Source organism: Caballeronia sp. NCF2, from assembly GCF_023631205.1.
In the GTDB taxonomy this organism is placed as follows: Bacteria; Pseudomonadota; Gammaproteobacteria; order Burkholderiales; family Burkholderiaceae; genus Caballeronia; species Caballeronia zhejiangensis.
In genome coordinates this window covers 1-25,880 of record NZ_JALQDN010000051.1, presented here as the reverse complement: position 1 = coordinate 25,880, position 25,880 = coordinate 1, and the positions used below count along the sequence as shown (strand labels likewise).

28 protein-coding genes and 1 tRNA gene are annotated in these 25,880 nt (G+C 59.9%); 19 read left to right on the top strand and 10 right to left on the bottom strand.

Annotation, left to right across the window (positions count from 1 at the left end):
• The first annotated feature begins 10 nt into the window (after positions 1-10).
• The 4 genes from NCS02_RS17540 (at position 11) to NCS02_RS17525 (ending at position 4,196) form a co-directional block, all read left to right on the top strand.
• Complete coding sequence (locus tag NCS02_RS17540) at positions 11-1,009, top strand: PDR/VanB family oxidoreductase (protein ID WP_250502991.1); 999 nt, start codon at positions 11-13, stop codon at positions 1,007-1,009.
• Positions 1,010-1,321: 312 nt separating this feature from the next.
• Entirely contained in the window at positions 1,322-3,127 is a 1,806-nt protein-coding gene (locus tag NCS02_RS17535) for an alpha/beta fold hydrolase (protein WP_250502990.1), read from the top strand.
• 183 nt (positions 3,128-3,310) lie between these two features.
• Positions 3,311-3,736, top strand: coding sequence for an organic hydroperoxide resistance protein (locus tag NCS02_RS17530; protein WP_250502989.1), 426 nt, complete (start codon positions 3,311-3,313; stop codon positions 3,734-3,736).
• A gap of 58 nt (positions 3,737-3,794) precedes the next feature.
• Positions 3,795-4,196 (top strand): VOC family protein, encoded by a 402-nt coding sequence (locus tag NCS02_RS17525; protein WP_033536174.1) that lies wholly within the window; start codon positions 3,795-3,797, stop codon positions 4,194-4,196.
• Positions 4,197-4,266: 70 nt separating this feature from the next.
• On the opposite strand, the gene NCS02_RS17520 is transcribed toward NCS02_RS17525, so the two are convergent.
• From NCS02_RS17520 to NCS02_RS17505, 4 genes are all read right to left on the bottom strand, one after another.
• A complete protein-coding gene (locus NCS02_RS17520; RefSeq protein WP_250523246.1) occupies positions 4,267-4,764 on the bottom strand; it encodes an H-NS family nucleoid-associated regulatory protein in 498 nt (165 codons plus the stop codon).
• Between the two features lie 256 nt (positions 4,765-5,020).
• Positions 5,021-5,359, bottom strand: a complete 339-nt coding sequence (uraH, locus tag NCS02_RS17515) for a hydroxyisourate hydrolase (RefSeq protein ID WP_008353315.1) — start codon at positions 5,357-5,359, stop codon at positions 5,021-5,023.
• A 39-nt stretch (positions 5,360-5,398) separates the two neighbouring features.
• Positions 5,399-5,917 (bottom strand): hydroxyisourate hydrolase, encoded by a 519-nt coding sequence (locus NCS02_RS17510; RefSeq protein WP_175979356.1) that lies wholly within the window; start codon positions 5,915-5,917, stop codon positions 5,399-5,401.
• A gap of 1 nt (position 5,918) precedes the next feature.
• On the bottom strand, positions 5,919-7,259 hold the full coding sequence (locus NCS02_RS17505; RefSeq protein ID WP_250502988.1) for an MFS transporter: 1,341 nt from the start codon (positions 7,257-7,259) through the stop codon (positions 5,919-5,921).
• Between the two features lie 288 nt (positions 7,260-7,547).
• On the opposite strand from NCS02_RS17505, the gene NCS02_RS17500 reads away from it, so the two are divergent.
• Both NCS02_RS17500 and uraD read left to right on the top strand, forming a co-directional pair.
• On the top strand, positions 7,548-8,495 hold the full coding sequence (locus tag NCS02_RS17500) for a LysR family transcriptional regulator (protein WP_008353318.1): 948 nt from the start codon (positions 7,548-7,550) through the stop codon (positions 8,493-8,495).
• A gap of 110 nt (positions 8,496-8,605) precedes the next feature.
• On the top strand, positions 8,606-9,130 hold the full coding sequence (gene uraD / locus NCS02_RS17495; protein WP_008353319.1) for a 2-oxo-4-hydroxy-4-carboxy-5-ureidoimidazoline decarboxylase: 525 nt from the start codon (positions 8,606-8,608) through the stop codon (positions 9,128-9,130).
• 43 nt (positions 9,131-9,173) lie between these two features.
• Here uraD and hpaC read toward each other — a convergent pair whose 3' ends face one another.
• Positions 9,174-9,710 carry a 4-hydroxyphenylacetate 3-monooxygenase, reductase component gene (gene hpaC, locus NCS02_RS17490; RefSeq protein ID WP_008353320.1) on the bottom strand — a complete coding sequence of 179 codons (537 nt, stop codon included), beginning with the start codon at positions 9,708-9,710 and terminating at the stop codon, positions 9,174-9,176.
• 289 nt (positions 9,711-9,999) lie between these two features.
• Here hpaC and NCS02_RS17485 point away from each other — a divergent pair, with 289 nt between their 5' ends.
• Positions 10,000-10,632: a response regulator transcription factor gene (locus NCS02_RS17485; protein ID WP_175979354.1), complete on the top strand. Its 633-nt coding sequence runs from the start codon at positions 10,000-10,002 to the stop codon at positions 10,630-10,632.
• 10 nt (positions 10,633-10,642) lie between these two features.
• Here the strand turns inward: NCS02_RS17485 and NCS02_RS17480 are convergent, their stop codons facing one another.
• The 3 genes from NCS02_RS17480 to NCS02_RS17470 form a co-directional block, all read right to left on the bottom strand.
• Positions 10,643-11,386, bottom strand: coding sequence for an SDR family NAD(P)-dependent oxidoreductase (locus NCS02_RS17480; RefSeq protein WP_250523245.1), 744 nt, complete (start codon positions 11,384-11,386; stop codon positions 10,643-10,645).
• A gap of 67 nt (positions 11,387-11,453) precedes the next feature.
• Positions 11,454-11,810, bottom strand: a complete 357-nt coding sequence (locus NCS02_RS17475; RefSeq protein ID WP_250502986.1) for a hypothetical protein — start codon at positions 11,808-11,810, stop codon at positions 11,454-11,456.
• A 43-nt stretch (positions 11,811-11,853) separates the two neighbouring features.
• Entirely contained in the window at positions 11,854-13,029 is a 1,176-nt protein-coding gene (locus NCS02_RS17470) for an acyl-CoA dehydrogenase family protein (RefSeq protein ID WP_250502985.1), read from the bottom strand.
• 224 nt (positions 13,030-13,253) lie between these two features.
• Here NCS02_RS17470 and NCS02_RS17465 point away from each other — a divergent pair, with 224 nt between their 5' ends.
• A complete protein-coding gene (locus NCS02_RS17465) occupies positions 13,254-14,723 on the top strand; it encodes a sensor histidine kinase (RefSeq protein ID WP_250502984.1) in 1,470 nt (489 codons plus the stop codon).
• A 32-nt stretch (positions 14,724-14,755) separates the two neighbouring features.
• Here the strand turns inward: NCS02_RS17465 and NCS02_RS17460 are convergent, their stop codons facing one another.
• On the bottom strand, positions 14,756-16,165 hold the full coding sequence (locus NCS02_RS17460; protein WP_250456780.1) for a spinster family MFS transporter: 1,410 nt from the start codon (positions 16,163-16,165) through the stop codon (positions 14,756-14,758).
• A 421-nt stretch (positions 16,166-16,586) separates the two neighbouring features.
• Here NCS02_RS17460 and NCS02_RS17455 point away from each other — a divergent pair, with 421 nt between their 5' ends.
• From NCS02_RS17455 to NCS02_RS17405, 11 genes are all read left to right on the top strand, one after another.
• Positions 16,587-17,528, top strand: a complete 942-nt coding sequence (locus NCS02_RS17455; RefSeq protein WP_250502983.1) for a helix-turn-helix domain-containing protein — start codon at positions 16,587-16,589, stop codon at positions 17,526-17,528.
• A gap of 241 nt (positions 17,529-17,769) precedes the next feature.
• A complete protein-coding gene (locus NCS02_RS17450; RefSeq protein WP_250519904.1) occupies positions 17,770-18,900 on the top strand; it encodes an amine dehydrogenase large subunit in 1,131 nt (376 codons plus the stop codon).
• A 9-nt stretch (positions 18,901-18,909) separates the two neighbouring features.
• Entirely contained in the window at positions 18,910-19,467 is a 558-nt protein-coding gene (locus NCS02_RS17445) for a MauE/DoxX family redox-associated membrane protein (protein WP_008353336.1), read from the top strand.
• On the top strand, positions 19,464-20,117 hold the full coding sequence (gene mauD / locus NCS02_RS17440; protein ID WP_250435832.1) for a methylamine dehydrogenase accessory protein MauD: 654 nt from the start codon (positions 19,464-19,466) through the stop codon (positions 20,115-20,117). The genes NCS02_RS17445 and mauD overlap by 4 nt, the downstream gene beginning before the upstream one ends.
• Before the next feature lie 39 nt (positions 20,118-20,156).
• Positions 20,157-20,678, top strand: coding sequence for a methylamine dehydrogenase light chain (locus tag NCS02_RS17435; RefSeq protein ID WP_175979345.1), 522 nt, complete (start codon positions 20,157-20,159; stop codon positions 20,676-20,678).
• The gene (locus NCS02_RS17430; RefSeq protein WP_175979344.1) at positions 20,675-21,160 is read left to right on the top strand and encodes a c-type cytochrome; all 486 of its coding nucleotides are present in this window, start codon (positions 20,675-20,677) and stop codon (positions 21,158-21,160) included. The genes NCS02_RS17435 and NCS02_RS17430 overlap by 4 nt, the downstream gene beginning before the upstream one ends.
• Entirely contained in the window at positions 21,157-21,615 is a 459-nt protein-coding gene (locus NCS02_RS17425; RefSeq protein ID WP_008353340.1) for a c-type cytochrome, read from the top strand. The genes NCS02_RS17430 and NCS02_RS17425 overlap by 4 nt, the downstream gene beginning before the upstream one ends.
• Positions 21,616-21,626: 11 nt before the next feature.
• Positions 21,627-23,132: an aldehyde dehydrogenase family protein gene (locus NCS02_RS17420; protein WP_250502981.1), complete on the top strand. Its 1,506-nt coding sequence runs from the start codon at positions 21,627-21,629 to the stop codon at positions 23,130-23,132.
• Positions 23,133-23,142: 10 nt separating this feature from the next.
• The gene (locus tag NCS02_RS17415; RefSeq protein WP_250502980.1) at positions 23,143-24,357 is read left to right on the top strand and encodes a porin; all 1,215 of its coding nucleotides are present in this window, start codon (positions 23,143-23,145) and stop codon (positions 24,355-24,357) included.
• Between the two features lie 107 nt (positions 24,358-24,464).
• On the top strand, positions 24,465-25,205 hold the full coding sequence (locus NCS02_RS17410; protein ID WP_250523244.1) for a DUF429 domain-containing protein: 741 nt from the start codon (positions 24,465-24,467) through the stop codon (positions 25,203-25,205).
• Positions 25,206-25,305: 100 nt separating this feature from the next.
• The gene (locus tag NCS02_RS17405; protein ID WP_033536141.1) at positions 25,306-25,524 is read left to right on the top strand and encodes a hypothetical protein; all 219 of its coding nucleotides are present in this window, start codon (positions 25,306-25,308) and stop codon (positions 25,522-25,524) included.
• A 60-nt stretch (positions 25,525-25,584) separates the two neighbouring features.
• On the opposite strand, the gene NCS02_RS17400 is transcribed toward NCS02_RS17405, so the two are convergent.
• A tRNA-Val gene (locus tag NCS02_RS17400) sits at positions 25,585-25,661 on the bottom strand.
• Positions 25,662-25,880 lie beyond the last annotated feature (219 nt).

Sequence of the window (25,880 nt, the reverse complement as noted above, 5' to 3'; positions counted from 1 at the left end):
GAAGTCGACCATGTCAACACAATCCATCTCGACCGACGCGCAGAGTCAGACCTTGAATCTGCTCGTGCGTCAGGTCCGCTTCGAAGGCCGAGGCATCAATTCATACGAACTCATCGATCCCGACGGTGCGCCATTGCCGCCTTTCACGGCGGGCGCGCATATCGACATTCATCTCGAGGGCGGCGTCGTGCGGCAGTATTCGATCAGCAATGCGCCACGCGAGCGGCATCGCTATGTGATCGCCGTATTGCGCGATGAACGCGGGCGCGGCGGTTCGAAGGCGCTTCACGAGCAATTGCGCGTGCAGGACATCGTGCGTGTAAGCCGGCCGCGCAATAACTTTCATCTCGTCGACGGCGCGCGCCGCGTGTTGCTGATCGCGGGCGGGATAGGCATCACACCATTGAAGGCGATGGCGCATGAACTCGACGATGCCGGTATCGAATACGAAATGCATTACTGCGCGAAAGATGCGGGCAGCGCAGCGTTCGCCGAGGAATTCGAGCACATGCGCGCAAGCGGGCGTCTGCATTTTCATTTCGATGGCGGCGATCCATCGGCGGGCCTCGATATCGGGGACTTGCTGAATGCGCCCGGCGAAGGCGAGCACGTCTATTGCTGCGGTCCAGGCGGCTTCATGCAAGCGTGCGCGGATGCGGCGCGGCACTGGCCGTCCGGAACGGTGCATTTCGAGCACTTCAAGGCACCTGAGCGCAACGCTGGCGAGCAGGCCGCCAACGATGCGAACGACAGCTTCATCGTGCGTATCGCGAGCACAGGACAGGAAATCGAAGTGACGAAGGACGAGAGCATTGCCGATGCACTGGCGGGAGCGGGCGTGTTCATCGAGACATCATGCTGCGCGGGCTTGTGCGGTACGTGCAAGGTGCGTTATCTCGAAGGAGACGTCGAGCACAACGACTGCATCATGAGCGAAGAAGAAAAGACCGACTATCTGACCGCGTGCGTGTCGCGTGCGACGAGCAAGGTACTCGTATTGGATCTCTGATAGAGAATCGATCTTCCAAAAAGTCATATAGGCAGGCGAGGGGACTCGTCTGCAGCCAATCTGACGTTATGCCGACGAAGCTTGCATAAAGAAATGAGCGGTAGCTCACACAAGCTATGTCTTATGCGCCAATAGGTAGCTCATTCGCACCTATTCGCCGGTGCAAGCCGTGTTACGAAGAGGACGCTTAATATAATCGTCTCAATACCTCGCGATCCCGTATTCGGCGGGACGTTGACGGCCAGGCATTGCAAGAACGGGACGACGAGTCATCGATCCTTGCGCGCCACCAAAGACGAGGACGAGATCGATATGAGACCGGTTGTATTCGGGAACCGATTCGGATGGCTGCACGCCGGAAGCGGCACGCGCGGCGTAGTGCTCTGCAATACCTATGGGCACGAATACGTGTGGACATATAGCGGCATGCGGCATCTCGCCGAAGCGCTGTCCGCGCGAGGCATATGGGTGCTGCGTTTCGACTATCGAGGCACGGGCGACTCGGCGGGCGCCGATCTCGCACCGGATCAATTCCAATCGTCGGTCGATGACGTCGACGCGGCCATCGAATGGCTGAAGACATCGACAGGCATAGAGCACGTCACGTTATGCGGCTTTCGCGTGGGCGCCGCGTTCGCGCTCGAGGCCGCATTGCGTCAACCGGTCGATGACCTCGTACTGCTCGCACCCGTTGCGAGTGGCCGCGTGTATATGCGCGAGTTGAGCATCGTGCGCAAGACATGGCTCGAACTGCTTGCACCGCCTTTGCGTGAGATGCAAAAGGACGACGCGCGGCTCAACGTCCTCGGCCAGGTTTATAGCGATGAATTCAAAGGCTCATTGCAGGCGATCGATCTCGTCGCGAGCGTAAGAGACGCTGCGGCGGCACCAGCGCGTCGCGCGTTGGTCATGAATATGAAGGCGGGCGGCACGGATCCATTGTGCGACGCGCTCATCGAAAAGGGCGTGGAAGCACAGGCGCGTCCGTTCGAAGATCTCACTGGCTTTCTTCAGGAAACTGCATTCAACGCATTGCCGCGCGCAGCGTTCGCCCAAGTCGTGGAATGGATCGCTGGCAAGGATTCATCAAACAGGCAAGCGCCGTCGTCGGCCGATGCCGTTGACTGGTCCGCTCTAAAGATAGACACACCCGAAGCTATCGAACGCCCAGTACGCATCGGCGACGAAAAGCTTTTCGGCATTTTGTGCGAGCCGCGCACGGGGGCCGCGCGAGGTCCGGTGTTTCTCATTGCGAATACATCGGCGAGTGCGCGCGTCGGCGACAGCCGGCTATCCGTTCGCATTGCACGCGAGCTTGCGCGGCGCGGCATTGCATCATTGCGTTTCGATGCGCGAGGCCGAGGCGACAGTCCGGCCGCGCCCGGCGCAGTGCAATCGGATACGGCGTTCGGCCGAATCTATAACCAGATCGCGACTGACGACACCGCGGCCGCCGCACGCTGGCTCGCGCGGCAGGGCTACAAGTCGATCTTTGCATTCGGCGTGTGCTCGGGCGCTTATCACGCGCTCAAGGCGGCGGTCGCCGAGAATGCGATCAACGGTGTCGTCACAGTCAATCTGCCGACGTTTAAAAGACCGGCGGACGTCGCGCCCGACGGCTTGCGTCAATCGACGCGCAATTCCATGGCGGGTTATGCATTCTCGATGCTCGATCCGCAGAAATGGAAAGCGATCCTGCGCGGCGAAAAGCAGTTGATGCGCGTATTGCGCTTCGTGCTCGGCTATATGGCGACGCGCGCGCGTTCGCGTATCGTCGATGTGTTGAGGCTCGACCGCCTGAGCAGCACGGCGCCGGAGCTCGCGACCGAACCGGGACCGATCATTCGTGCGCTCGATGCCAAAGGCGTAAAGACAGCGCTCGTCTATGGCGCGTACGATGCGGGCATGGATCTGATCGCCGCGCATTTCGGCAAGCTGGGCGCGCGACTGTCGCGCTATCCATCCGTGCGAATGGCGATCTTTTCGGACCTCGATCACGCCCTCTTCATGACGACCGGTTCGGCGCATGTGGTCGCGGTGTGCGAACGTATCGCGAAGGAAAACACATCGCCCGTTGCAGATCCGGTCTTTTCAGGCAGAGAACCCGTCGTCTTGTGATTGAAGCGAGCTTGCTTCGGCGCGTCGGTCATGCGTCAGGCGAGCTCGCCGTGACTTGAGTATCCTTCGCTATTGGAACGTGCCCATATCGGGCAGCGTCCAGTGGGGAACTCATGTCGGCGGACTTCGTCCGGCACATGCGCGCCGCGAGATCCGCTCAACACAACGCACAGGAGTCTGGCGATGTCGATTGAAAAAGTTATATACCGTGCACATGCTCATGTCACTGGCGGGCGCGACGGCCGCGCGACCGTGCCCGAAAGCAATCTGGATCTCAAGCTGACAACCCCGAAAGAACTCGGCGGCGGTGGTGGCGATGGCACCAATCCCGAGCAACTCTTCGCCGCAGGGTATAGCGCGTGCTTTATCGGCGCGATCAAATTCGTCGCCGCTCGCGACAAGATCACGCTGCCGAAAGATGTCGCGGTGGATGGCAGCGTGGGCATCGGTCAAATCCCGAACGGTTTCGGCATCGAGGTCGAATTGAAGATCTCGCTACCGGGAATGGATCGCAGCGAGGCACAGGCGCTTGTAGACAAGGCGCATATCGTCTGTCCTTATTCGAATGCAACGCGCAATAATATCGACGTCAAATTGACGCTGGCATAAGCATGTCGAATGTTCGGGGGCCTTTCTCCTGAACGCTCGAATGCACGCGGAGGAAGCGATGCTGACATCTGGAATCGATCACGTAGGTCTCACTGTGCGCAATCTCGACGCAACGCGTGACTTTTTCGTTCAATGTCTCGGCTGGCAGATCGTCGGCGAGCGGTCCGAGTATCCCGCCGTATTCGTATCGGACGGAAAGCTGCTGGTTACGTTATGGCAGGTGAAGGATGAATCGGCGCCTATAGCATTCGATCGGCGAAAGAATATCGGGCTTCATCATCTCGCATTGCGCGCAACGGATGAAGCCGCACTCGCGACGATTCTCGAGCGCGTGTCGACATGGCCGGGAGTGGCAGTGGAATTCGCGCCGGAACTGCTAGGAGCCGGTCCAAAGCGCCACATGATGATTTACGAACCGGGCGGCATCAGGATCGAATTCGATTTCGATCCGCGTGTATAGATTGAAACTCCGGACCGCAAAGAAAACGGCGGAGTCGTGCACGAACTCCGCCGTTTGTGTGAATACAGTGTCAGGCAATCAGAAACGGCGTCCGATCTTTAACCGATGCGAGCCATGCGGGTGCGCGGCCACGACCGCTCCACGTTGCGCCGCTTTCCGGATCGCGATAGAGCGCGGGTTGAGGACCGCGCGGTTGTCCCTTTGCTTTGCGCTTGACAGCAGCGCGCGTTTTTCCTTTAGCCTTGGTTCCCTGCGCGCTTGCTCCAACCGCAAACTTGCTACGGTCCTTTGCATTGGCGATCCAGCCCGGCGCGCGTCCGCGGCCGCTCCAGGTCGCACCGGTCTTTGGATCCCGATAGGCGACTGCGCCGCGCTTCTTCGCGGAAGCCGAACTGCCCGCCTTCTTGCGTGAACCGGAATAGCTTTCGATGTCCGAGATGGTCAATCCATGGCTCGACATCAGGTGATGAATCTTTTGCAGCGCATTCTCGGATTGTTTTGCAACGAGCGCATCCGCTTTCGCTTGAAGTGCTTCGATACGCGCCTGAATACTTTCTAGCGTTGACATGAGTTACCTCTAATAGATCGTCGATCGCACTATGCCATGCACATCCGCAATGCGCTAGAGGAGATTCGTGTAAATGCGTAGCAGTGGAAAGTCTAGAATATCGCTCCAGGACGGTAAGTGGTGAGACGCACATTGCAAATCCAGATTTCACTCCGGTTCGAATAAGAAATGGAAAGTTGTTTTAGACATTTTCTTATCAGTTCGTGCGCGTCTCCAAGTTGCGAAACATCAATCGTCAATTGCAGTAAGCGCTGATTCAACTTCCGCGATAGGTGCCGAAACTCCAAGGCGAACAAAGCAGCGGGACGTGATAGTGCTGCGTCGCATCGGCGAGCGTGAAGCGAACCGGCACGACGTCCGCGAAGACATCGGGCGTCTTGAAGTAATCGGCGACCCAGAAGCGCAACTCGAAATTCCCCGCTCGCGCTTGCGCCGCCGGCAGGATCGGCGAGTCGGTGCGTCCGTCGCGATTGGTGCGCGTGCGCGCGAGCAGCGTGGGCGGCTCGCTGCCGATATCGAACAATTCGATCTGCATCCCGGCGGCGGGTTTGCCGAGTGCGACGTCGAGTACGTGCGTGGTAATGCCTGCGGCCATGATGTTTTCTCCTGATCTCGCGTTCGAGTACTTTCCGGCTCAACTGCCGCGGTAGTAGTTGTAGCTCCACGGTCCGAACAGCACCGGCAAATGAATGCGCTGATTGACGTCCGTGATGCGAAAGCGCAGCGGGATCTTCGAGAGAAACATCGGCTGCGGAAGATCCGCCTTGCGTGCGGCGAAGTATTCGTCCACATGCAGCAACAACTCATAAGTCCCCGCGCGATAGGTATCGCCGATCAGGAGGGGAGGCTCGCTGCGTCCGCTTGCAGCCAGCGTGATCGTCTGAAGGAACTTCGAACGCCCGTCGTCGATCGCAAACAGCTCCACGCGCATACCCGAAGCGGGCGTGCCATGCCATGTGTCCAGGCCGTGCATCGTGAGGCGTGGGCTCAGGCCATCCTGTTGCACCGGGCCGGTCGTCTGATTCGGCGCGGGTGCATCGGCGGACAGCGCCGTCTTCGCGATCAGCATGCTGCCGCCAAGTGCCACGGATTGCAGAGCAAAGCGACGGCGACTCACGTCGAATGCAGGGGATGATGTGTTCTTGTCGCGCATGTCAGGCCCCTTGTTTGTTGCCGAGCTTGCGGATGCCGACGATCACGAGCACCGCGGCCAGCACTTCGATTACGGCCACGAGGTACAGGCCGGTCGTCACCTTGCCCGTCGCGTTCTTGATGAGTCCCATCACATAGGGCGCGCCGAAGCCTGCGAGATTGGAGACGGAATTGATGAGCGCCACGCCGATTGCGGCCGCACTGCCAGCGAGATAGCGGTTGGGCAGTTGCCAGAAAACGGGAATCGCGCTCATGGTGCCGATGAGCGATGCGGTCATCGCGAGCAGCGCGATCACCGGCGAGATCTTGTCGAAACCCATCAGCATCGCGAGCGCGGCCATCGATATGCCTCCGACGATTGCCGCACCGCTGAAGTGCCAGCGCACTTCATTGCTGCGATCCGAGTGCGCGCCGTTGATGATCATGCCCACAGCACCGCACAAATAGGCGACCGCCGCGATCCAGCCGACCGCCATCGGCGTGCTGATGCCAACGTCCTTGATGACGGTGGGAATCCAGAAAGTGAGCGTCGAGTTCGCACACAGCAGGCAGAAGAAGATCGCGATCAGCAGCCACACCTTGCGGTTCTTGAAGAGCGAGCGCCAGTCGTGACCGCGTTCGCCCATCGCTGCGTTGTCGCGTTGCAGGGCATCGAGCACGACGCGCTTTTCATCATCGGAAAGCCAGCGCGCCTGCTCGGGCTTGTCGGTCATGTAGAAGTACGCGAACACACCGGCCAGCACCGACGGAATACCTTCGATGATGAAGAGCCACTGCCATCCGTGCATGCCGTGCACGCCGCCCATCGACGTCATGATCCAGCCGGCGAGGGGACCGCCGAGCACGCCCGCGATCGCAGAAGCCGACATGAACGTGCCGAAGGCGCGCGCACGCCGCTGCGACGGATACCAGTAAGTGAGGTAAAGAATGACGCCCGGATAAAACCCTGCTTCGAATGCGCCGAGCAGGAAGCGCAGGACATAAAACTGCGTGGGCGTGGTGACATGCGTTTGCAACATGCAGATGACGCCCCAGCATATCGTGATACGCATGATGGTCTTTTTCGCGCCGATCTTCTGCAGCAGCATGTTCGACGGCACTTCGAAGAGAAAGTAGCCGATGAAGAAGATGCCCGCGCCGAGACCGTATACGGCTTCGCTGAAATGCAGCGAGTCGAGCATCTGCAGCTTCGCGAAGCCGATGTTGACGCGATCCAGCCAAGCGAGCACCCACAGCACGCCGAGGAACGGCAGCAGGCGCCATGAAACCTTGCGATAGACGCTTGCTTCGGCGCTTTCGACCGCGCTCGCGAAAACCGGCATCTCCTGTTTGATGAGCGACATGGTTTCTCCTTTCCAGTCGGTTTGCGTCGCGCGGACACGGCCGTGCGCTCGGTTGGAAGCAAGTATAGAAACGGCCAAAAAATCGGGAACGGGGGACGAGCCAATAGGCCCCATAGCAACATGTATATGGGTTCGAAAGCCTTGTGCGATAGGGCTTTGCACGGTTTTTCGCCGCACTTTTCACGCCTTATGGATTACCCTAGCGCGCCTCGCATGAAGCGGTTCCCGCAGTGCCGGCTGGCAAAATAGCGGCGCAGCCACGCGAACAATAGAGACACCGAAATCATCATGAATCGCACCGACGATCCATTCGATACCTATCTGCTGCGCGTGCTGTGCACGCTGATCGGGGAACGCAGCGTGTCACGCACGGCCATTCGTATGAACCAGTCGCAGCCGGCCATCAGCTCGGCGCTCAAGCGTCTGCGCGCCATCTTCAACGATCCGCTGCTTACGCGCGAAAAGAACGCGATGGTGCCGACCGAACGCGCGATTCAGCTCGCGCAGAGCGCACAGGCCGCATTGAGTGCGCTCGATAACCTGCTCGTATCCGACGATCATTTCGATCCCGCGACAACCGAGCAAAGCTTTACCGTCGGAATGCCCGATTACCTGGCGCCCCCGTTTTTTGCGCATGTCGTGCGCGAATTCAGGCACGCTGCACCACGCGCGCGCCTCATTGCGGTGCCGCTTTCGGCTTCATTCAATTACGAACAGGGGCTTTCCGAAGGCTCGCCCGATATCGTGATCGGCAACTGGCCCAATCCGCCAGAGCATCTTCATTTGTCGGTATTGCTGGAGGACGATGTCGTGTGCGTGGTCGCGCGCGATAGCGTCTATGCGCAATCAGGCAAGTTCGATGCCCAGGACTATCTGAGTGCATCGCATATCGTGCCCACGCCATATTCGCGCGACCAGCGCGGCGTCGTCGATACGGGACTCAGCACCATGCGCGTGCATCGCGATAACCGCGTGAGCTGCCCGTACTTCAATCTCGCGCCGAGCCTGATTCCGGGCACCGATCTTATTCTCACGACCGGCAGGCATTTCGCGAATTATCACGCGCAGCATCTTCCGCTCGTTGTGCTCGACGCCCCGATCGAATTTCCATTCATGCGCTTTTATCAGTTGTGGCATCCGTCGCGGCATCGCTCGGCATCGCACGTCTGGCTGCGCGGCATGCTGACGGCGGCCGCTCAGGAATTGCGCGCGCTGCGCGACATGCATCGCGCGTAGCGCTATCGTGTTCTGTTATGCGGTCAATAGGATCGGCTGTCTCGCCGCCCGCTCGCGCGGTTCCTATACTCGGCACGAATTGCCATCGACACGCCATAGGAGACGCGAGCATGTCACAGTCGATCAACCTGGAGCCGGTCAATTCGCTGGACCGCGCGGCATTCATTGGTGCATTCGCAAGCGTGTTCGAGCATTTTCCGCAAGCGGCGGAGGGCGCGTGGAGCGTGCGGCCGTTCGCATCCGCCAATGCCTTGCATGACGCGATGATGGATGTCATCCGCAATCTGGACGACAAAAGCCAGCGCGCATTTCTGAACCTGCATCCGTTGTTATCGGGCGCAAACATTCGCTCGGGAACGATGACGGCCGATTCCGATGCCGAACAAAAGAGCGCCGGGCTCGATGCCATGTCGATGGAACAGGAAGCGTCGCTCGATCGTCTCAACAGAGCTTATCTCGAGCGGCATGGCTTTCCGTTCATCATCTGCGTGCGGCACTACACGCGCGAAGGCATCTTCAGCGCGCTCGAACGTCGCATTGGACGCAGCACGCAGCAGGAACTCGATGAGGCGCTCGCGCAAATCGCAGCGATCACGCGTGCGCGGCTGAATACGCGTCTTTCGGCGTTGAATTGATCAGTGTGCGCGAGCCTGAAAACGAATCAGGCTCGCGCGCACACTACCGCGCATCACATGCACGCGGCACGCGATGAAAGTTTCGATCGAAATAAATCAGGCTATCGCCGTCGTCGCGCACGCGGATCGCGGTGGTTTGCACGAACATCACGGAGTGCGATCCTACTTCCTTCGCCTCGACGATCGTCCCTTGCAGGCTGGCGAGCGCATCGCGCAACACCGGCACGCCGTTCGCGCCTTCGTCCCACACCGGTAACGAAAAGCGCTCGTCCATCGACAATTGCGTGAGACCGGCGAAGTGTCGCGCGATCTGTTCGAGGTGACCCGGCAACACGTTCACGCACACATTGCGATTGTTCACGAATGCGGCATGCATGGCGCTCGACCTGTTGATGCAGACGAGCAGCGTAGGCGGCGCATCCGTGACCGAGCACACCGCGCTCGCGGTAATGCCGCAACGGCCATGCGTGCCTGTCGTCGTGATGACATTCACTGCTGCGCCCAGATGAGCCATGGCCTGGCGGAACAGCTTGCGCACCTGATCGATATCGGAAAGGTCGGGACGGGGCAGCGCGGACATGGGAGCGTCTCCTGTTCGTTTCATGTTCAGGTTGTGTATAGCAAATGGTCAATCAAGCGTACGCGCTGAACCGCACAAATAAAATCGGCACGTCCCGCCCGCTCGCCCGGCGTAGTTACCGAACGCACTAAAGCTTTTACCTATCTCGCGTCATCGAGGTAAAGAAAGGACTTTCGCGGCGAATTTCGGCTGGTTATCATTGGCGCATCAAAAAACCGACCCTGCGATGAGACAGCCGAATCCTCCGGCGCGCTTGGTCCCTGATGCGCGCATCGAAAGAGCAATCGCAATGAATTCTTCCGCTCCCATGGTCTATATCGTCGATGACGACAACGGCATGCGTACCTCGCTTGCATGGCTGCTCGATTCAGTCGGCGTGAAGTCGGAAGGGTTCGCCAATGCCGCCGATTTTCTGCGCGCATTCGATGTGAGTCGTCCCGCTTGTCTCGTGCTCGATGTACGGATGCCGGAGGCGAGCGGATTCGACGTGCAAGCCGAACTCAACCGCCGCGGTGCGACTTTGCCGATCATCTTCGTGAGCGGTCACGGCGACATTCCGATGTCCGTTCGCGCGCTTCAGCATGGCGCGATCGATTTCGTCGAGAAGCCCTATAACTCCCAGCAAATGCTCGATCGCGTGCAGCGCGCGATGAAGCTCGCGATGCAGCGTCACGCGAAAGACCAGCGGCAACGCGAGTTGCGCGAGCGCGTCGACTCGCTGACCGGGCGCGAGAAGGAGGTCTTGCGCGGCGTGATCGAGGGCAAAGCGAGCAAGCGCATCGCCGCCGATCTGCAGATCAGCGTCAAGACCGTCGACGTGCATCGCGCGAGCATCAAGGACAAGCTCGGAGCTGCGTCCATCGCGACGCTCGTGCGCGATGTGCTCGAAGTATGGAGCCCATCCGGCGACGAGCGCGCATGATCCGAACTCGCTAACGCATGTAAAGGCCGCCGTTCACGTCCCAGCATGCACCGTTGGCGAAATACGCATCCGGTGATGCGAGCAGCACGGCCACGTCGGCGATGTAATCGGCCGAGCCGAGACGTCCCACGGGAATGCCGGCGATAACCTTGTCGAGTTTGTCGGCAGGCACGCTCTCATGCACGATCGGAAGGTCGAGCGGACCAGGCGAGATCGCGTTGACGGTCACGCCGCGCGCGGCCAGATCGCGCGCAAAAACCTTGGTCAATGTAATCGCACCGCCTTTGGCGGCCGCGTAATGCGCGCCGGTCGCCGAACCGCCGTTCTGTCCCGCCAGCGATGCGATATTGACGATGCGACCCGCGCCGCGATCCGCGAAATAGAGGCCGAATACCTGACAGCCGAAGAGCACGCTGCGCAGATTGATATCGATGACCTGATCGAACTGCTCTGCGGTAATCTCCATCACGGGCACGACTTTCGATGCACCCGCGTTGTTGACGAGCGCATCGATTCGGCCCCAGCGTTCATGCACGGCATCGCGTGCGTGTTCGAAGTCCGTCTTCGACGTCACATCCAGCCTGATGGCGAATGCGCTGCTCTGGTCCGCACTCAGCTCGCATGCGAGCGATTGCGTTGCTTCGATTGCGATATCGGCCAGCGCAACCCTATAGCCTGCGGCATGAAAGCGGCGCGCGGCCCCGGCGCCGCGGCCGCGCGCGGCACCCGTGATGAGCGCGATTCTGTTGGACATGTTCGAGTTCCCTTTCTAATGAGCGAGAGCGGCCGCAATGTATGCGGCGACGGTGCAGAGCGTTGCGTTACGGCACCGACAATGCACGTCCGACACGCGCCTCGATCTTTCCATAACGCCACAGGCTGTATTCGCCGACGGGCGTCGTGCGATAGAGATTGCATACCGCGGCGGCCGTATCGAAGTCTGCTACGTCGGCCATGATGTAGAAGGTCCACGGCGCGCCATCGGATTGGCCGACGACGAGACGATCGTCGTCCATCACGCCCAGCACGCGCACGTTCTCCATCGCTTCGACAGCAGCGAGCATCTTGCCGTAGGCTTGCCATACTTCGCCGATCTTCTCGCGCGGCAAATCAAAAAAGTTCTGCGTTACGCCGCAGCAAAAGAGCACGCGCAAAGGCAGGTTTCGGTTATCGGTCATGAAGCGTTACTCCTGATGTTATGCGTTATGCGATGAATGGGGATCAAAGATAGCCGGGAATGGGCGGCACACCGACGAACACGGCACCCGCGCCGTCGTAGTTCCCTTCGCCGAGAAATGCGTGTTGCGTGACGACCATCGCGTCGCGCATCAGGCGTTGCAATGGATGCGTGCGATAGATCGCCATCGTGCCGCCTAGTCGATAGGCGCGATTCACGACATCGGCGCCCTCACGCGCAATCTGCGTTGCGCAGAGGCGTAGCAGGCTCACTTGTTCCGGCATAACTTCATTGCCCGCGAGAATCGATTGCCATACGCTGTCGGTCGATTCGTAGAAGAAGGCCCGTGCGCTGCGCAGTTGTGCTTCCGCTTTTGCAAGCTCGATCCGGTAGTAGGCGCGGTCGGCGAGTTGCGGCGCGCCTGTCGTTGTCTTGCGGCCTCCGGCCATATGATTCGCGACATCGAGCGCTGCGCGCGCCAGACCGAGATTCACGACGGCGAGCACTTGCGCCGCATAAGCGATGGTCGGATAGCGATAGAGCGGTTCATCGACCGTTGATGGGCCACCTCGAACGAACGTCCAGTCTTCAGCAACGAATTGATCCGTCACGCGCAAATCGTGACTCCCGGTGCCCTGCATGCCGACGACGTTCCAGTTCTCGACGATCTCGACTTGCGCGGGGCGAAACACGGCCGTACGCGGCTTGCCTGGTGCTTCACCCGGCTTGCTGGTGCCGATGCCGACGCCGAGCCAGTCCGCGCCCTTGCAGCCGCTCGCGAACTTCCATGTGCCGCTCACGCGATAGCCGCCCGATGCTGGCTGTGCGTTCTGAACGGGGAAGAGGCCGCCCGCAAACACCTGGTCGGGACCGTCGGCGTAGATTGCAGCTTGCGTCGCAAGCGGCAACGCGGCGAGATAGAGATTCGCTGATCCAAAACTCGCGACCCATGCGGCGGAGCCGTCAGCGACAGCGATGCGCTCGATCATCTGCAGAAATTCTCCCGGTGCGCGCGCGTCACCGCCGAATCGTTTTGGCGTGGCCGCACGATAGATACCTGCGCGCTTGAGCTTGTCGATGACATCGCGCGGTACGTGCGACACGCGGTCGAATTCATCGCGACGCCGGGCGATTTCGGCGATCACATCGTCGAGCGCTATCGCGTCGGGTTGACTGGACAGATCGTCGCGAAGGGCGACTGCAACCGCGGATGCTGACATGGGGACATCTCCTTTTCGTTCGTATGGCGCATGAGATTGAGTTGAAGTGCTTTCGAGCCACACGCAGTAATGCCAGTCTAGGAATGCAAAAAGGCGGAAACAATTGGGAAGGCGAGCGTGCGATTCGGTGAGGCCTCCCGTCCGGCTAAAGAAATCTTTAGGGACGTGCGGGACGCGCCGATGCTATGGTTAGCGTTGCAACCATGTATCCCATGCGCCACGACATGAACTTCCCCACCGAAGACGATTTCCACCGCCTGCTCGATGCGCTGACGCAATGCGTGCTGCTACACGAGGCCGAAACGAAGGCCATCGTGTGGGCCAATCGCGCAGCATGCATCGCGCTGGGTTTTTCGGTGGAAGAATTGCTTCCGCTCAAGGCGCACGATATGACGCGCGACGACATCAGGTATCGTCGCGAAATTGCCGTGAATGCGATGGATCGCTCCATCACGGAAGGTCCGCAAAGTTATGAGTGGTGTTATCGCTCGCGCGCGGGCGTCGACATGCTGTCCGAGGCAATCGCGACATACGTACCGCTCACGGGACGCGAAGTTGTGATGGTGCAGTTTCGCGACATCAGCGCTGAAGATGCAATGCGGCAGAAATTGCGCCGCTATGAAACACGCTTGCGCGAATACATGCAGGATCTGGGTGAGGGCGTTGCAGTGCTGACGCCGCGCGGCAAGGTGAGTTTCATCAGCGAATCGGGACGACGCGTGCTTGGTGTCGCGAACGATGCGCCGCTCGGCGTCGCGCTCGACTATTGCACGAGAGCCGATCGCGACCGGCTCGTCACCCAGTTGCGCAGTGCGACGCGCCAACATTCGACGCCCGCGCAACGCTATGCGATCACGCGTCGTGACGGCGCGAAACGATGGCTGCGCATAACGTGCAGGCGCATCGATATCGAAGACGGCACACTGGTTCATTTCCGCGACATCAGCGATGAAGTGGCGATCGAGGAAGCCCGGCGAAGCGAAGCGCGGATGCTCGAATACGCGGGACGTTATAACGCTATGGGCGAAATGGCGACCGCGATCGCACACGAGTTGAGCCAGCCGCTCGCTGCCGTGCGCAACTTCATCGAAGGCGCGATTCAGCGGCTCGCGCAGCCAGATTCCATCGACAGCGCGATCTGGGGCCTGCGTGCAGCGGACCGGCAAGCAGAGCACGCGGCGCATATCATCAAGAGCGTGCGCGAGTTCATCGTGAAGCGGGAGCCTGCCGAAGCTCAGACCGATCTTCGCGACGTGCTCGCGGATGTCGCTTACTTCATCCAGTTGCGCGCGCGAGACGAAGGCGTGACGGTCAGGATCGAGCCATCGCACGAGCCGTTGCCGATACGTTGCGAGCGCGTGCTTATCGGTCAGGTGATCCTCAATCTGGCATTCAACGCAGTCGAAGCAATGAGCGGCATGAAACCGTCTGCCGGCACCGTCACGCTTGCCGCGATGACGAACGGAAAGACAGCCGAACTGCATGTGATCGACGACGGACCAGGCGTGCCCGATGATGCGCTCGAACGCCTGTTCGACGGCTTCTCGTCGTCGAAGGCGGGCGGCAACGGCATCGGCCTGTCGCTGTGCAAGAACATCGTGTCGCGTCACGAAGGACGGATCTGGGCGCAACGCGCGGCGGGCGGCGGACTGGAATGCTGCTTCGCGTTGCCCTTGTTGCACCATACGGATTGACACGACGTTGCGCGTTGAGTGAGCAACATGGATCACAAGCGCTCGGCATATCGAGGTGTCGGCGTCGCGCCGGAGGGCATGCTCTCATGCAGGCCCGGGCTATCGATCGTCACGCGCGCTTCACGCGTTTCGCGTTCGAGACTCGATCGGTATTGGCTGCATCCGACGAAAAGCAGCACGGCAGCAAGCCCGATCGCCACGGCATTGATGATGGCCATCGAGTGACCAACCGCGAGCGGCGATCCGAATACCTTGTCGGTGATAAGCGCGACGAGCGTCGTGCCGAGACCCAGTCCGATGAGATTCGATACCAGCAGGAACATCGCGGATATCTGTGCGCGCATCTGGTTCGGCGCAAGTGCCTGCATGGCGGCGGCGGAAGTCGGCAACGGGAACGACGCGAAGAACATCGCCACGACGAGCCATGCGAGCGATGCGGCGAGGCTCGTCGTCTGAGTGAACGCGATCGCAGGAGCGAGCATGCATGCCGCGCCGATCCACGCTGCGCGCATCGGCGCATCGGTGTGTCCGCGACGCAGCAGCCAGTCGCTGAGCCAGCCGCCGCAGAAGACGCCCGTCGTATTGGCGACGAGCATCACGATGCCGAGCATATAACCCGTTTCGACCGGCGAGAGAGCGAAACGGCGCATATAGAACGCAGGTGTCCAGCTCATCAGACAGTACAGGCCCATCGCATAGAACGAGAAGCCGACGTAGTGGCAGAAAAAGGTCTTGCGATGATTGGCGATGAAACGCAGCGCATCGCCCATCGCGACTCGCTTGACCTTGCCCGACCCGTCCTGCGCAAGTCCTTTGCGCGCGGGATCGCGTACCGTCAGCATGAAGACGAAGGCGACGAGAAGACCCGGCAATCCGACGATGAAGAACGTCAATTGCCATGCGCGTAGTTCGCCGACCAGCGGCAAGGCGAACACGCTCGCGTGCTTGAGCAATGCAATCACATAACCGCCGACAAGAAATGCAATGCCGCCGCCGATGAACGAGCCGAGCGAATAGATGCCGATTGCACGGCCCATCTTTTCCTTGGGAAAAAAATCCGCGAGCATCGAATAGGTTCCCGGCGATAGGGCGGCTTCACCCACGCCGACACTCATGCGCGAGACGAACATGTGAACGAAGCTCTGACTCAGGCCGCATGCCGCGGTCGCGACGCTCCACAGCGCAATGCCCGCAGCGATGATGCGCGGACGTGCGAAACGGTCCGCGAGGTACGCGATCGGCATGCCCATCACCGCGTAGAAAAGCGAGAACGCGAAGCCGTGCAAGAGACTGAACTGCGTATCGCTGAGATGCAGATCGCGCTTGATCGGCTCGATCATAAGCGCGAGCACCTGCCGGTCGATGAACGAGAACACATAAGCCAGCATGCAGATCACGACGACATACCACTCGTATGTATAGCGCTTGCTTTTGGGCTTCATGGTGGTTGGGAAGTGAGGTTCGGGTGTGAGGCAGTGTCGATGCGGAGGATATCGGCGTCAAATTCGCCGAAAAGGGATGCGATCATCAGTGAGGCAAATTTGAATCGACATCGGCGGCATTTATCGATAGATGCGCTTTTGACTGATTTGCCGTGTCGCGAGGTCAAAACGCAGACTTCTGATCTGCGAACCTTCTTGGGCGCACTATCAGGGTGCAATCCTTGCGAACTAGTAGTTAAAGTAATTACTCAACTTCGCGATAGCGCGTGATCGCCTACGCATGAGCGCATGCGTTTTTCAATCGTGCATTCCTAGGATTGCGCAACAGGCACTAGAGGAGAAGAATCGAAAAGCTTGACGCCAAAAAATTGAAAACCTATAAGCAGTCGCGTCGAGGCGACGCAAGCAGCAGGAGGAGGGCATGTACGCCAACTACGAAACCTTCGAGGACGCCGACCACCACGCGCATGCGCTGGCGGGGTGGGAGCAGCGCTATGACCAGGTGGGCGAGGGCGCATTCCGCAGCACGGTGAAGCAGGTTTCATTAGCGGGCGTTCAGGTCTTTCAGGAATCTGCGAACGTGCGTATCGTTCAGCGCGGGCAATTGCCGGCCGGATTCGTCACGTTCGGACTCGTGCTCGGCGGTGGCGCGCCGTTCTCGTTTCAGGGCGTGCGGGTCGACGAAAACGCGCTCGTCGTCGCGCCCGGCGACAAGGAATTTCTTCTGCATTCGCCGCCCGATATGTCGATGCTTGGCGTCGCCATCGATGCGCAATTGCTTGCTTCAGCGGCGGACGCGGCGGGCGTCGATGTGCAGGACGAAATCCTCAGCCGTCATGTGCTGAGCATTCCCGGCGCGGCCGGCGCGCGTGCGGGTAAGCGCATCATCGCGGCGGTCGAGACCGTGCTGGCGGACCGGAATCCGATTTTGTCCGATGATGGCGCGCATTGCTTCACACATACGGTCACCGAAAGCATCCTCGACCTCCTGACGTTTCATGTACCGACGCGCGAGGACCGGCTCACTTATGCGTGCCGCGCCGACGTCGTGCGGCGCGCACACGATCTCGTGCTTGCGCGTCCGGAGCAGCCGATATCGGTGCTGGATTTATGCGAAAAACTGCGCGTGAGCCGCCGCACCATTCAAAACAGCTTTCAATCCGTCACGCAGATGAACCCTGTAAGTTATCTGCGAGCCGTGCGCCTTGCTCAGGTGAGACGGCTTCTTACGACGACATCGCAAAGCGAAGTACCGGTTCGCGAGGCTGCAATGCGCTGGGGATTTTCCAACCTCGGCCACTTCGCGAGCGATTACAAAAGCCTGTTCGGCGAACTTCCCTCTCAAACGCCGCGCGCCCGCTGAACAGCGCTTCACGCATTCCTGGTTGCCGATAACAGGCCGCATTGTCGCGGCTTGATATCGGCATTCGTGCTTCGAAAATCTGCGCGAAAAGCCTCATCTCTGTCGGCTCCCTTTCGAATGCTCCATTTCGGCACGCACGCGCTGCCGGTTCCGAAGTGCTTCTTTTTATTGTCGTCTTTAGAGTCGTTTCGACGATAAACAAGGAGACGCACAGATGGAGATGAGACGGCTAGCCACCGCCATGGGGGCCTTACTGTATGGACTGCTTGCGTGTCAGCCGCACGCGGGCGCGGCCGAAAAGCCGGAAGAACTGACGGTTGCGAAGGTCCCGCCCTATAGCCCGCATCGCGTGTTCGTGACGGATGTGTCGTTTGCGAGCATGACCGATGCGCGCGTTCATGTCTTCGACGGCGACACGAAGCGCTTCCTCGGCGAGATCGATGCAGGCTTCGCTCCGGGCTTCACGATCTCCCCCGACCACAAGACGAGCTATGTCGCGACGACGTATTTCGCGCGCGGCAGCCATGGCGCACGCACCGATGTAGTCGAGATCATCGATAACACGACGCTCGAGGTGACCGATGAAATCGTGATCCCGGCCAAGCACGGTCAGACCGTGCCGACGCCTTACAGCACGATCCTCTCGGAAGACGGTAGCCGACTTTACGTGTCGAACATTACGCCGTCGACATCGGTCACGGTCATCGATACGGCCGCGAAGAAGGTTCTCGGAGAGATCGACACCGATGCTTGCGTGCTCGCGTATCCGAGCGGCAATGACCGCTTCTCGGCACTGTGCGAGAGCGGCAAGGCGCTCACCATCAAGCTCGATGCAAGCGGCAAGGAAGCGAGCCGCAAGCTCTCCGACGCGTTCATCGACGTCGATAAAGACCCGGCCTTCATCAACGCGGTGCGCGACGGCAACCAGTATCTCTTCACCACGTTCAACGGCAACGTGCGTACCGCCGATTTCTCCGGCGATGCACCGGTGTTCGGAACGTCGTGGTCCTTGCTGAGCGATCAGGAACGCAAGGCAGGCTGGCGTCCGGGAGGCTTGCAGCAGACCGCGCTGAATGTGGGCACACATCGTCTTTACGTGGCCATGCACAAGGGCGCGGACGGTTCGCATAAAGAGCCGGGCACGGAGATCTGGGTCTACGACACGCAGAGCAAGAAGCGCGTAGCACGCTGGGATCTCGCGAAGCAGAAGATCGATCCGCTGCTCGCGATTCAGGTCAGCACCGATGACAAGCCGCTCTTCTACGGCCTCACGCCGACATCCGATCTCGTCGTGATGGACGCGACGACCGGCAAGCGCCAGCACGTCGAAAAGCAACTCGGCACGACGTCGACGTTGCTGCTCAACCCTTGAGGTGACGCGATGATCGATCCCGTCATTCTCATGGTGTGCATCGCAAGCGCGACGATCATCGCACTTGCGGGCACGGCGCCGAAGTGGCGCGAACCATCACGCTTTCGCGCTTCGCTCGAAGCGTTCGCCTTGCTGCCGTCGTTCGCAGTGACGCCGTTGTCGTTCGCGTTGCCTGCACTCGAAGCGGCTGGCGCGATCGGCGTCTTGTTCGCCGATACCCGCATGGTCAGCGCCATCGTGCTGGCCGCGCTTTTCGTGCTCTTCGGCGCGGCGCTCGCGATCAACGTGCTGCGCGGTCATACCGACATCGATTGTGGCTGCTCGGGCTTCGTCGCAGCAAGCTCATCGACGCGCACGCCTAAGTCGATCGGATGGTGGCACGTCGCGCGTGCTCTGATGCTCGCCGCGCTCGCGGCCGCCGCACTCATTCCCGCTACGAGCCGCGCGCTGATGTGGTTCGACTATCTGAGCGCAGGCGCCTGCACGCTTTTCGCCGTCGCCGCGTGGTTCACGCTCGACGTGCTGCTGGTCAATCTTCCCAAGCTCGATTCTCTGAGGAATTCATGATGCAAACCGCCCTGATGATTTCGGCCGCACTGTCGTGGGCCGCTTTGCTCGCGCTCGGCGCGATCTGTCTCGCACTTGTTCGCCAAGTCGGCATTCTCTATGAACGCATGATGCCCGCGGGCGCGCTCATGATCGACAAGGGACCGGCCGTCGGCGCGATCGCACCGGTGTTCGAACTCGGCGATATCGCCGGCCGCGCAGTGAAGGTCGGCGGCCTGTCGAACTCGAAGCGCAACACGCTCGTCTTCTTCCTTTCGCCGACGTGCCCCGTGTGCAAGAAGCTGCTGCCTTTGCTTCCGTCGATCCAGGCGCGCGAAGGTTCGGTCGACATCGTGCTCGCCAGCGATGGCGAATTCGAAGAGCACGCCGCGTTCTATCGCAAGTCCGGTCTTTCGCAATATCCGTATGTGCTGTCGCAGGAACTCGGCCTTTCTTATCAGATCGGCAAGCTGCCCTATGCCGTGCTGCTCGATGACGAAGGCAAGGTCCGCGCGAAAGGTCTCGTGAACACGCGTGAACATCTGGAAAGCCTGTTCGAAGCGAAGGAACGCGGTGTCGCGTCGCTGCAGGAATTCGTGCACGGCAAGCACGATGACCACGCGCATCACGGCCATCACGACCACGAAGCGCAAGTCGGGCAGCACGCCTGAAGACGCCGATAACTTTTCCATTCCTACAGGTGAGCGTCCATGAAATGGCTGGATTCATTCTTCGAACATAAGGCGCGCGGCGTCGCGCAACGCAGTTCGCGGCGCAGCGCGATGGCGAAGCTCGGGAAAGTGCTGGTCGGATCGGCAATGGTGCCGCTGTTGCCGGTCGATCGCACCGCCTATGCAACGGAGCCGAAGAAGCCGGGTTCATCGGCGAGCGATGATCCGACGAGTTGCGACTACTGGAAGTATTGCGCGATCGACGGCTGGCTTTGCAGCTGCTGTGGCGGCACGTCGAGCAGTTGCCCGCCGGGCACGACGCCTTCGCCGATCACGTGGATCGGTACGTGCCGCAATCCGCACGACGGCTCGGATTACATCGTGTCGTACAACGACTGCTGCGGCAAGACGAGCTGCGGACGCTGCTTCTGCAATCGCAATGAACGCGAAAAGCCGCTTTACAAGCTATCGCTCAATAACGATATCAACTGGTGCATGGCGAACGGCAATTCGAATTACCACTGCTCGGTATCGGTCCTGTTGGGAGCGACAACGCAATGAAGACTGCAAGTGTTTTGATGGCGGCGTTGGTCGCCGGCGCAATGAGCTTTGCTTCGGGCGCTTTCGCACAGACAGTGCATTACCCGGGCGGCAAATCGACCTTCGATGGCAAATGCGCGGTCTGTCATCAGGCAGGCGGAAAAGGCATGGACGGACTTGCGCCGCCGCTCGTCGAATATCCCGGCAAATATGCGGGCTCTGCCGATGGCCGCGCGCAGTTAGGGCACACCGTGCTCTATGGCATGTTCGGCCCGATCAAGGTCAAGGAGAAAAGCTATAACTTCAAGATGCCGAGCTTCGCATCGCTCTCCGATGAAGAGATCGCGGATGTATTGAACTACGTCGTGTTCGATCTGAACGCGCAGCATGGTTCAGCGAAGCCTTTCGACGTCGCCGAAGTCAAGGCATGGCGCGCGGGCCCGCTCGATCAGACCGCCGTGCACCAGCGTCGCGAAGCAGTCGTGAAGGGCCTGGGGCTATGAAGCCGCGCGCGATGCTCGTCGCTGCGACGCTGGCCGCGCTGTCGACGACGGCGGCATCGCAGACGCAGGCGTACGACGCGGCGCGCGCGCGACAGGACTGGGTGCTCAATTGCATGGGATGCCACACCGCCGACGGCTCGGGCATTCCCGGCAAGGTGCCCGCATTGCGCAACTCGCTCGGTCATTTCGTCTCGCTTCCCGACGGCCGTCAGTTTGTGATGCGAGTACCGGGCGCTGCCAATTCCGCATTGAACGACGCAGAGCTCGCGAACGTCTTGAACTGGTTGCTCGCGACGATGAACGAGCAATCGAGGCCCGCATCGTTCAAGCCTTATACGGCGGAAGAAATTGCGGCGCATCGCAGACCCGCGCTCACCGATGTCGCGCGTATCCGCATGAAGCTCGTCAAGGAATTGCAGGAGAACGGCGTGAACGCCGTCCCGGAACATTACTAGGAGACAACCCGATGAATAACAGCCAGCATCCCGCGATGCTCGATTCCACGCGCGCATTCCTCGCATCGGCGAAAAAAATGCTCATCGATGGCGCATGGGTCGATAGCGCGAGCGGCGCGACACTCGATGTGATCGATCCCGCCGATGGAGAACTGCTCGCACGCGTGCCGAGCGCCGACGAAATCGATGTCGATCGCGCCGTGCAAGCCGCACGCCGCGCGTTCGACGACTCCGCATGGTCGCGCATGAAACCGACCGATCGCGAGCGTCTCTTGCTGCGCGTTGCCGATCTTATCGAAGCGAACGCGCGCGAGCTCGCGGAAATCGAATCGCTCGACAATGGCAAACCGGTCACGGTCGCCCACGGGCTCGATGTGTCGATGGCCGCGCAATGCTTCCGCTATATGGCCGGCTGGGCGACCAAGATCGAAGGCAGCACGCTGGAAGCATCGATTCCATATAGCCCGTCGAACGATTTCTTCGGCTATACGCGCAAGGAAGCGGTCGGCGTCGTCGGCGCAATCATTCCGTGGAATTTTCCGCTGCTGATGGCATCGTGGAAACTCGCGCCCGCGCTCGCGACTGGCTGCACCGTCGTGCTGAAGCCTGCGGAAGACACGCCGCTTTCCGCATTGCGGCTCGCGATGCTGATCGAAGAGGCGGGCATCGAGAAGGGTGTCGTGAATGTCGTCACCGGCCTCGGCCGCACGGCGGGCGCGGCGCTCGCGCGTCATCCGGGCATCGACAAGATCGCGTTCACGGGTTCCACGCCGACGGGTAAAGCTATCGGTCACGCGGCGCTCGATAACATGACGCGCATGTCGCTCGAACTCGGCGGCAAATCGCCGGTTATCGTGCTGCCGGATGTCGATATCGATAAAGCGGCAGAAGGCGTCGCCAATGCGATCTTCTTCAACTCGGGACAAGTCTGCACTGCGGGCTCGCGCGTCTATGTGCACGAGAAAGTATTCGATCGCGTGATGGAGCGTGTCGCGGCGATCGCGCAATCCTTGCCGATGGGACCGGGCCTCGATGAATCGACGCAGATCGGCCCGCTGGTTTCCGCACGGCAAATGGATCGTGTGCTGAGCTATATCGAAGCGGGCCGCGATGAAGGCGCGCGTGCTATCGCGGGCGGTGCGCGCAAGGACGGCGCCGGTTTCTTCGTGAAGCCGACAGTGCTCGTCGATACCGATCATTCGATGAGGGTCGTGCGCGAAGAGATCTTCGGACCGGTGCTCGTCGCGATGCCGTTCATCGATATCGACAGCGTGGTCGCCAAGGCAAACGACACGCCTTATGGACTCGGCGCGAGCATCTGGTCGAACGATCTCTCGGAAATTCACAAGCTCGTGCCGCGCATCAAGGCGGGCACGGTATGGGTCAATTGCCACTCGCTGCTGGATAACGCGATGCCGTTCGGCGGATTCAAGCAGTCGGGTTTCGGGCGCGAGCTCGGACGCGCGGTGATCGACATGTACACAGAGACCAAGTCGGTGCTGATCAACTACGCGTGAGGACGCTTGCATGACAACTAAAACGATCGCGCGGCAACTTGTCTCGACAGCGGCGCTCGCCGTGTGCGCGAGCGCATCGGCGCAAAGCAATGTGACGCTGTATGGAACGGTGGATGCAGGGCTGACTTATACGACGAATCAGCAATTCACCAATGCGGACGGGAGCGTCGGTTCGGGGCATAACTTCGCGTTCTCCGGCGGCAATCTCGTGCCTTCACGCTTCGGCTTGCTCGGTGTGGAAGATCTCGGCGGCGGCTTGCAAGCGAAATTCAACGTGGAGAACAGTTTCTATACGGGAACGGGAAGCCTGGTGCAGGGCGGGGCGCTATTCAACCGTCAGGCTTGGGTGGGCCTCGCGCACGAACAGTTCGGCACGTTGTCCCTCGGACGTCAATACGACTCGTATAGCGATTTCCTCGGGCCTTACGTATCGAGCAATTCGTGGGCGACGCTTTATGGTTCGCATATCGGCGACGTCGATAACCTTAACGAAGCGTTCAACTTCAACAACGCGATCAAATACACGAGCCCGGACTGGAATGGCTTTTCGGTGGGCGGCACTTATAGCCTCGGCGGCATTGCAGGCGACTTCGGGCAACGGCGCGGATATTCGTTCGCCGCGGCTTATACGCGTTTGCCCATCTCGATCAGCGCAGGTTATCTGAACCTGCACAATCCGCTCGATGCGGCTTTGGGCGGAGCAAACGGCTACATCGGCGATTTCGCGTGTTCGAATCCGTCGGCACTCTATTGTCAATTGCAGAACGCGGAAGCGTTGAAGGCGTATGGCGCGGGCGCATCTTATGCAATCGGGCCGGCGACTATCGCGCTGACTTATACGCATAGTCGTCTCGAGCATAGCCAGTACTTCGCCGATAGCGCTAATCCGCAGGGCCGCGACATCGCGTTCGATATCGGCGAAGTGAATCTGACTTATGCTGCGACGCCGTTCCTGCAACTCGGGCTTGCCTACATCTATAACAATGCGAAGCCGGACGGGGGTTCATCGACGCGTTTTCATCAAGTGAACGTCGGCGCGAACTATGCGCTGTCCAAGCGTACTGCGCTGTATGGCGTCGCGATCATGCAGAAGGCGGTCGGCGCGGGACTAGGCATCGATCCGGCGACGGGTGGACCGGCGAATTACGCGCAGATTCCCAATCTGCCGAATTCGAACAGCGATCGCCAGTTGTCCGTGACGCTCGGCATACGGCATAACTTTTAAGTATTTCCAGGGGCGTGCTTTGACCCGGCCGGAACGATTTCCCGCCGGGCTTTTTTCCCGCGTTCAAGAGATACGCATGATTTCATGAACGTTGATACGATCGCAGCATGAACATTAAGCGCGATGTACATGCCGATCTGTACGGAGTCGATGGCTGCAAGGCGGGCTGGTTCGTCGCGAAGCAATGCGGTCGCACCGGAACGATCGCGACGAAAGTTATCGGCCGCTTCGAAGATCTGCTCGAATGGAAGCGCGCGAATGCTATCGTTGCTGTGGATATGCCGATCGGTCTTTCATCGAATGGCGTTCGGACGTGTGACACGCTCGCTCGAAAAATACTCGGACGTCCGCGCGCAAGCTCTGTCTTTACGCCGCCGATTCGCGCGGCTTTAGTCTCGTCGAGCTATGAAGAAGCGTGTGCGGTCAATCAGGCCGTCACTGGAAAACGAATCTCCATTCAGGCATTTCACATTCGCAACAAGATTGCAGAAGTCGATGACATGCTGCGCACGCTCGCCGATGAAGATGTGCGCGTCTTCGAAGTGCATCCCGAGTTGAGCTTCATGCATCTGCGAATGGAGCAGGGCGATCCGGCGCACGGCCTGCGCGAAAGCAAGGCGATTGCATCGGGATTCGCATTGCGTCGCGCGTTGCTCGTGCGATGCTTCGGCGGCTCGATCGATACGGCGCTCGCGGCGCGCAAGCCCGCGCAAGCGTCGCTGGACGACGTGCTTGACGCATTCGCGGCGTTATGGACCGCGCGCCGAATCGTTTCGGGAACGACATTCCGTCTGCCCGACGACATCGAGTTCGATTCGGAAAGTCTTCCCATGGCCCTTCATTGCTGATGTTGGCGGACGGTTTCGTCAAAAGAATTCGAATACGACGGCGAGCACGGCGGTATAAAATTGAGACGTACTCGTATCGCGCTCGAATGCGCCCGCTGCCATGGAAACTCCGTCGGGCAAAGAAGCCTCCCGCAAGCGGATGACGCCACGCACGCTCAACGTGCTGACGGCGCTCATCGGACTTGCCACGCTCGCATTGGGCGTCGCCTGGTTGATCTATACGTGGATCGTCCATCTCGAAGTGCCGTACTTCGCGATTCCGCTCGTGCTGACGGTGCCGGTGATCGTCGCGGTGGCGTTCCGCAACTGCTGGGACTGACGCGCCTGAAATGAAAACGCACCGTGGCGATACGATCGCGACGGTGCGTCTGAATGTCGTTGGTAGGCTCGATTGGACTCGAACCAACGACCCCCACCATGTCAAGGTGGTGCTCTAACCAGCTGAGCTACGAGCCTACGGAAGCCGCGAATTATAGGGGAAAGTTTCGCGTTGTGGGGATTCTCAGGCGCAAATTTTTGATCGAGGATTTTTCGGACGTGAAGACCGCTCGACCGCAACTTCGTCAGTTTACATAACACAAATTATCGGAGTTTTATTTGTCACGGCAAAGTTGTAATGTCGTACTTGAGCAAAGTACAGATGTCGCACCGCAGGTATTTCGAGGGCAAGCTGGA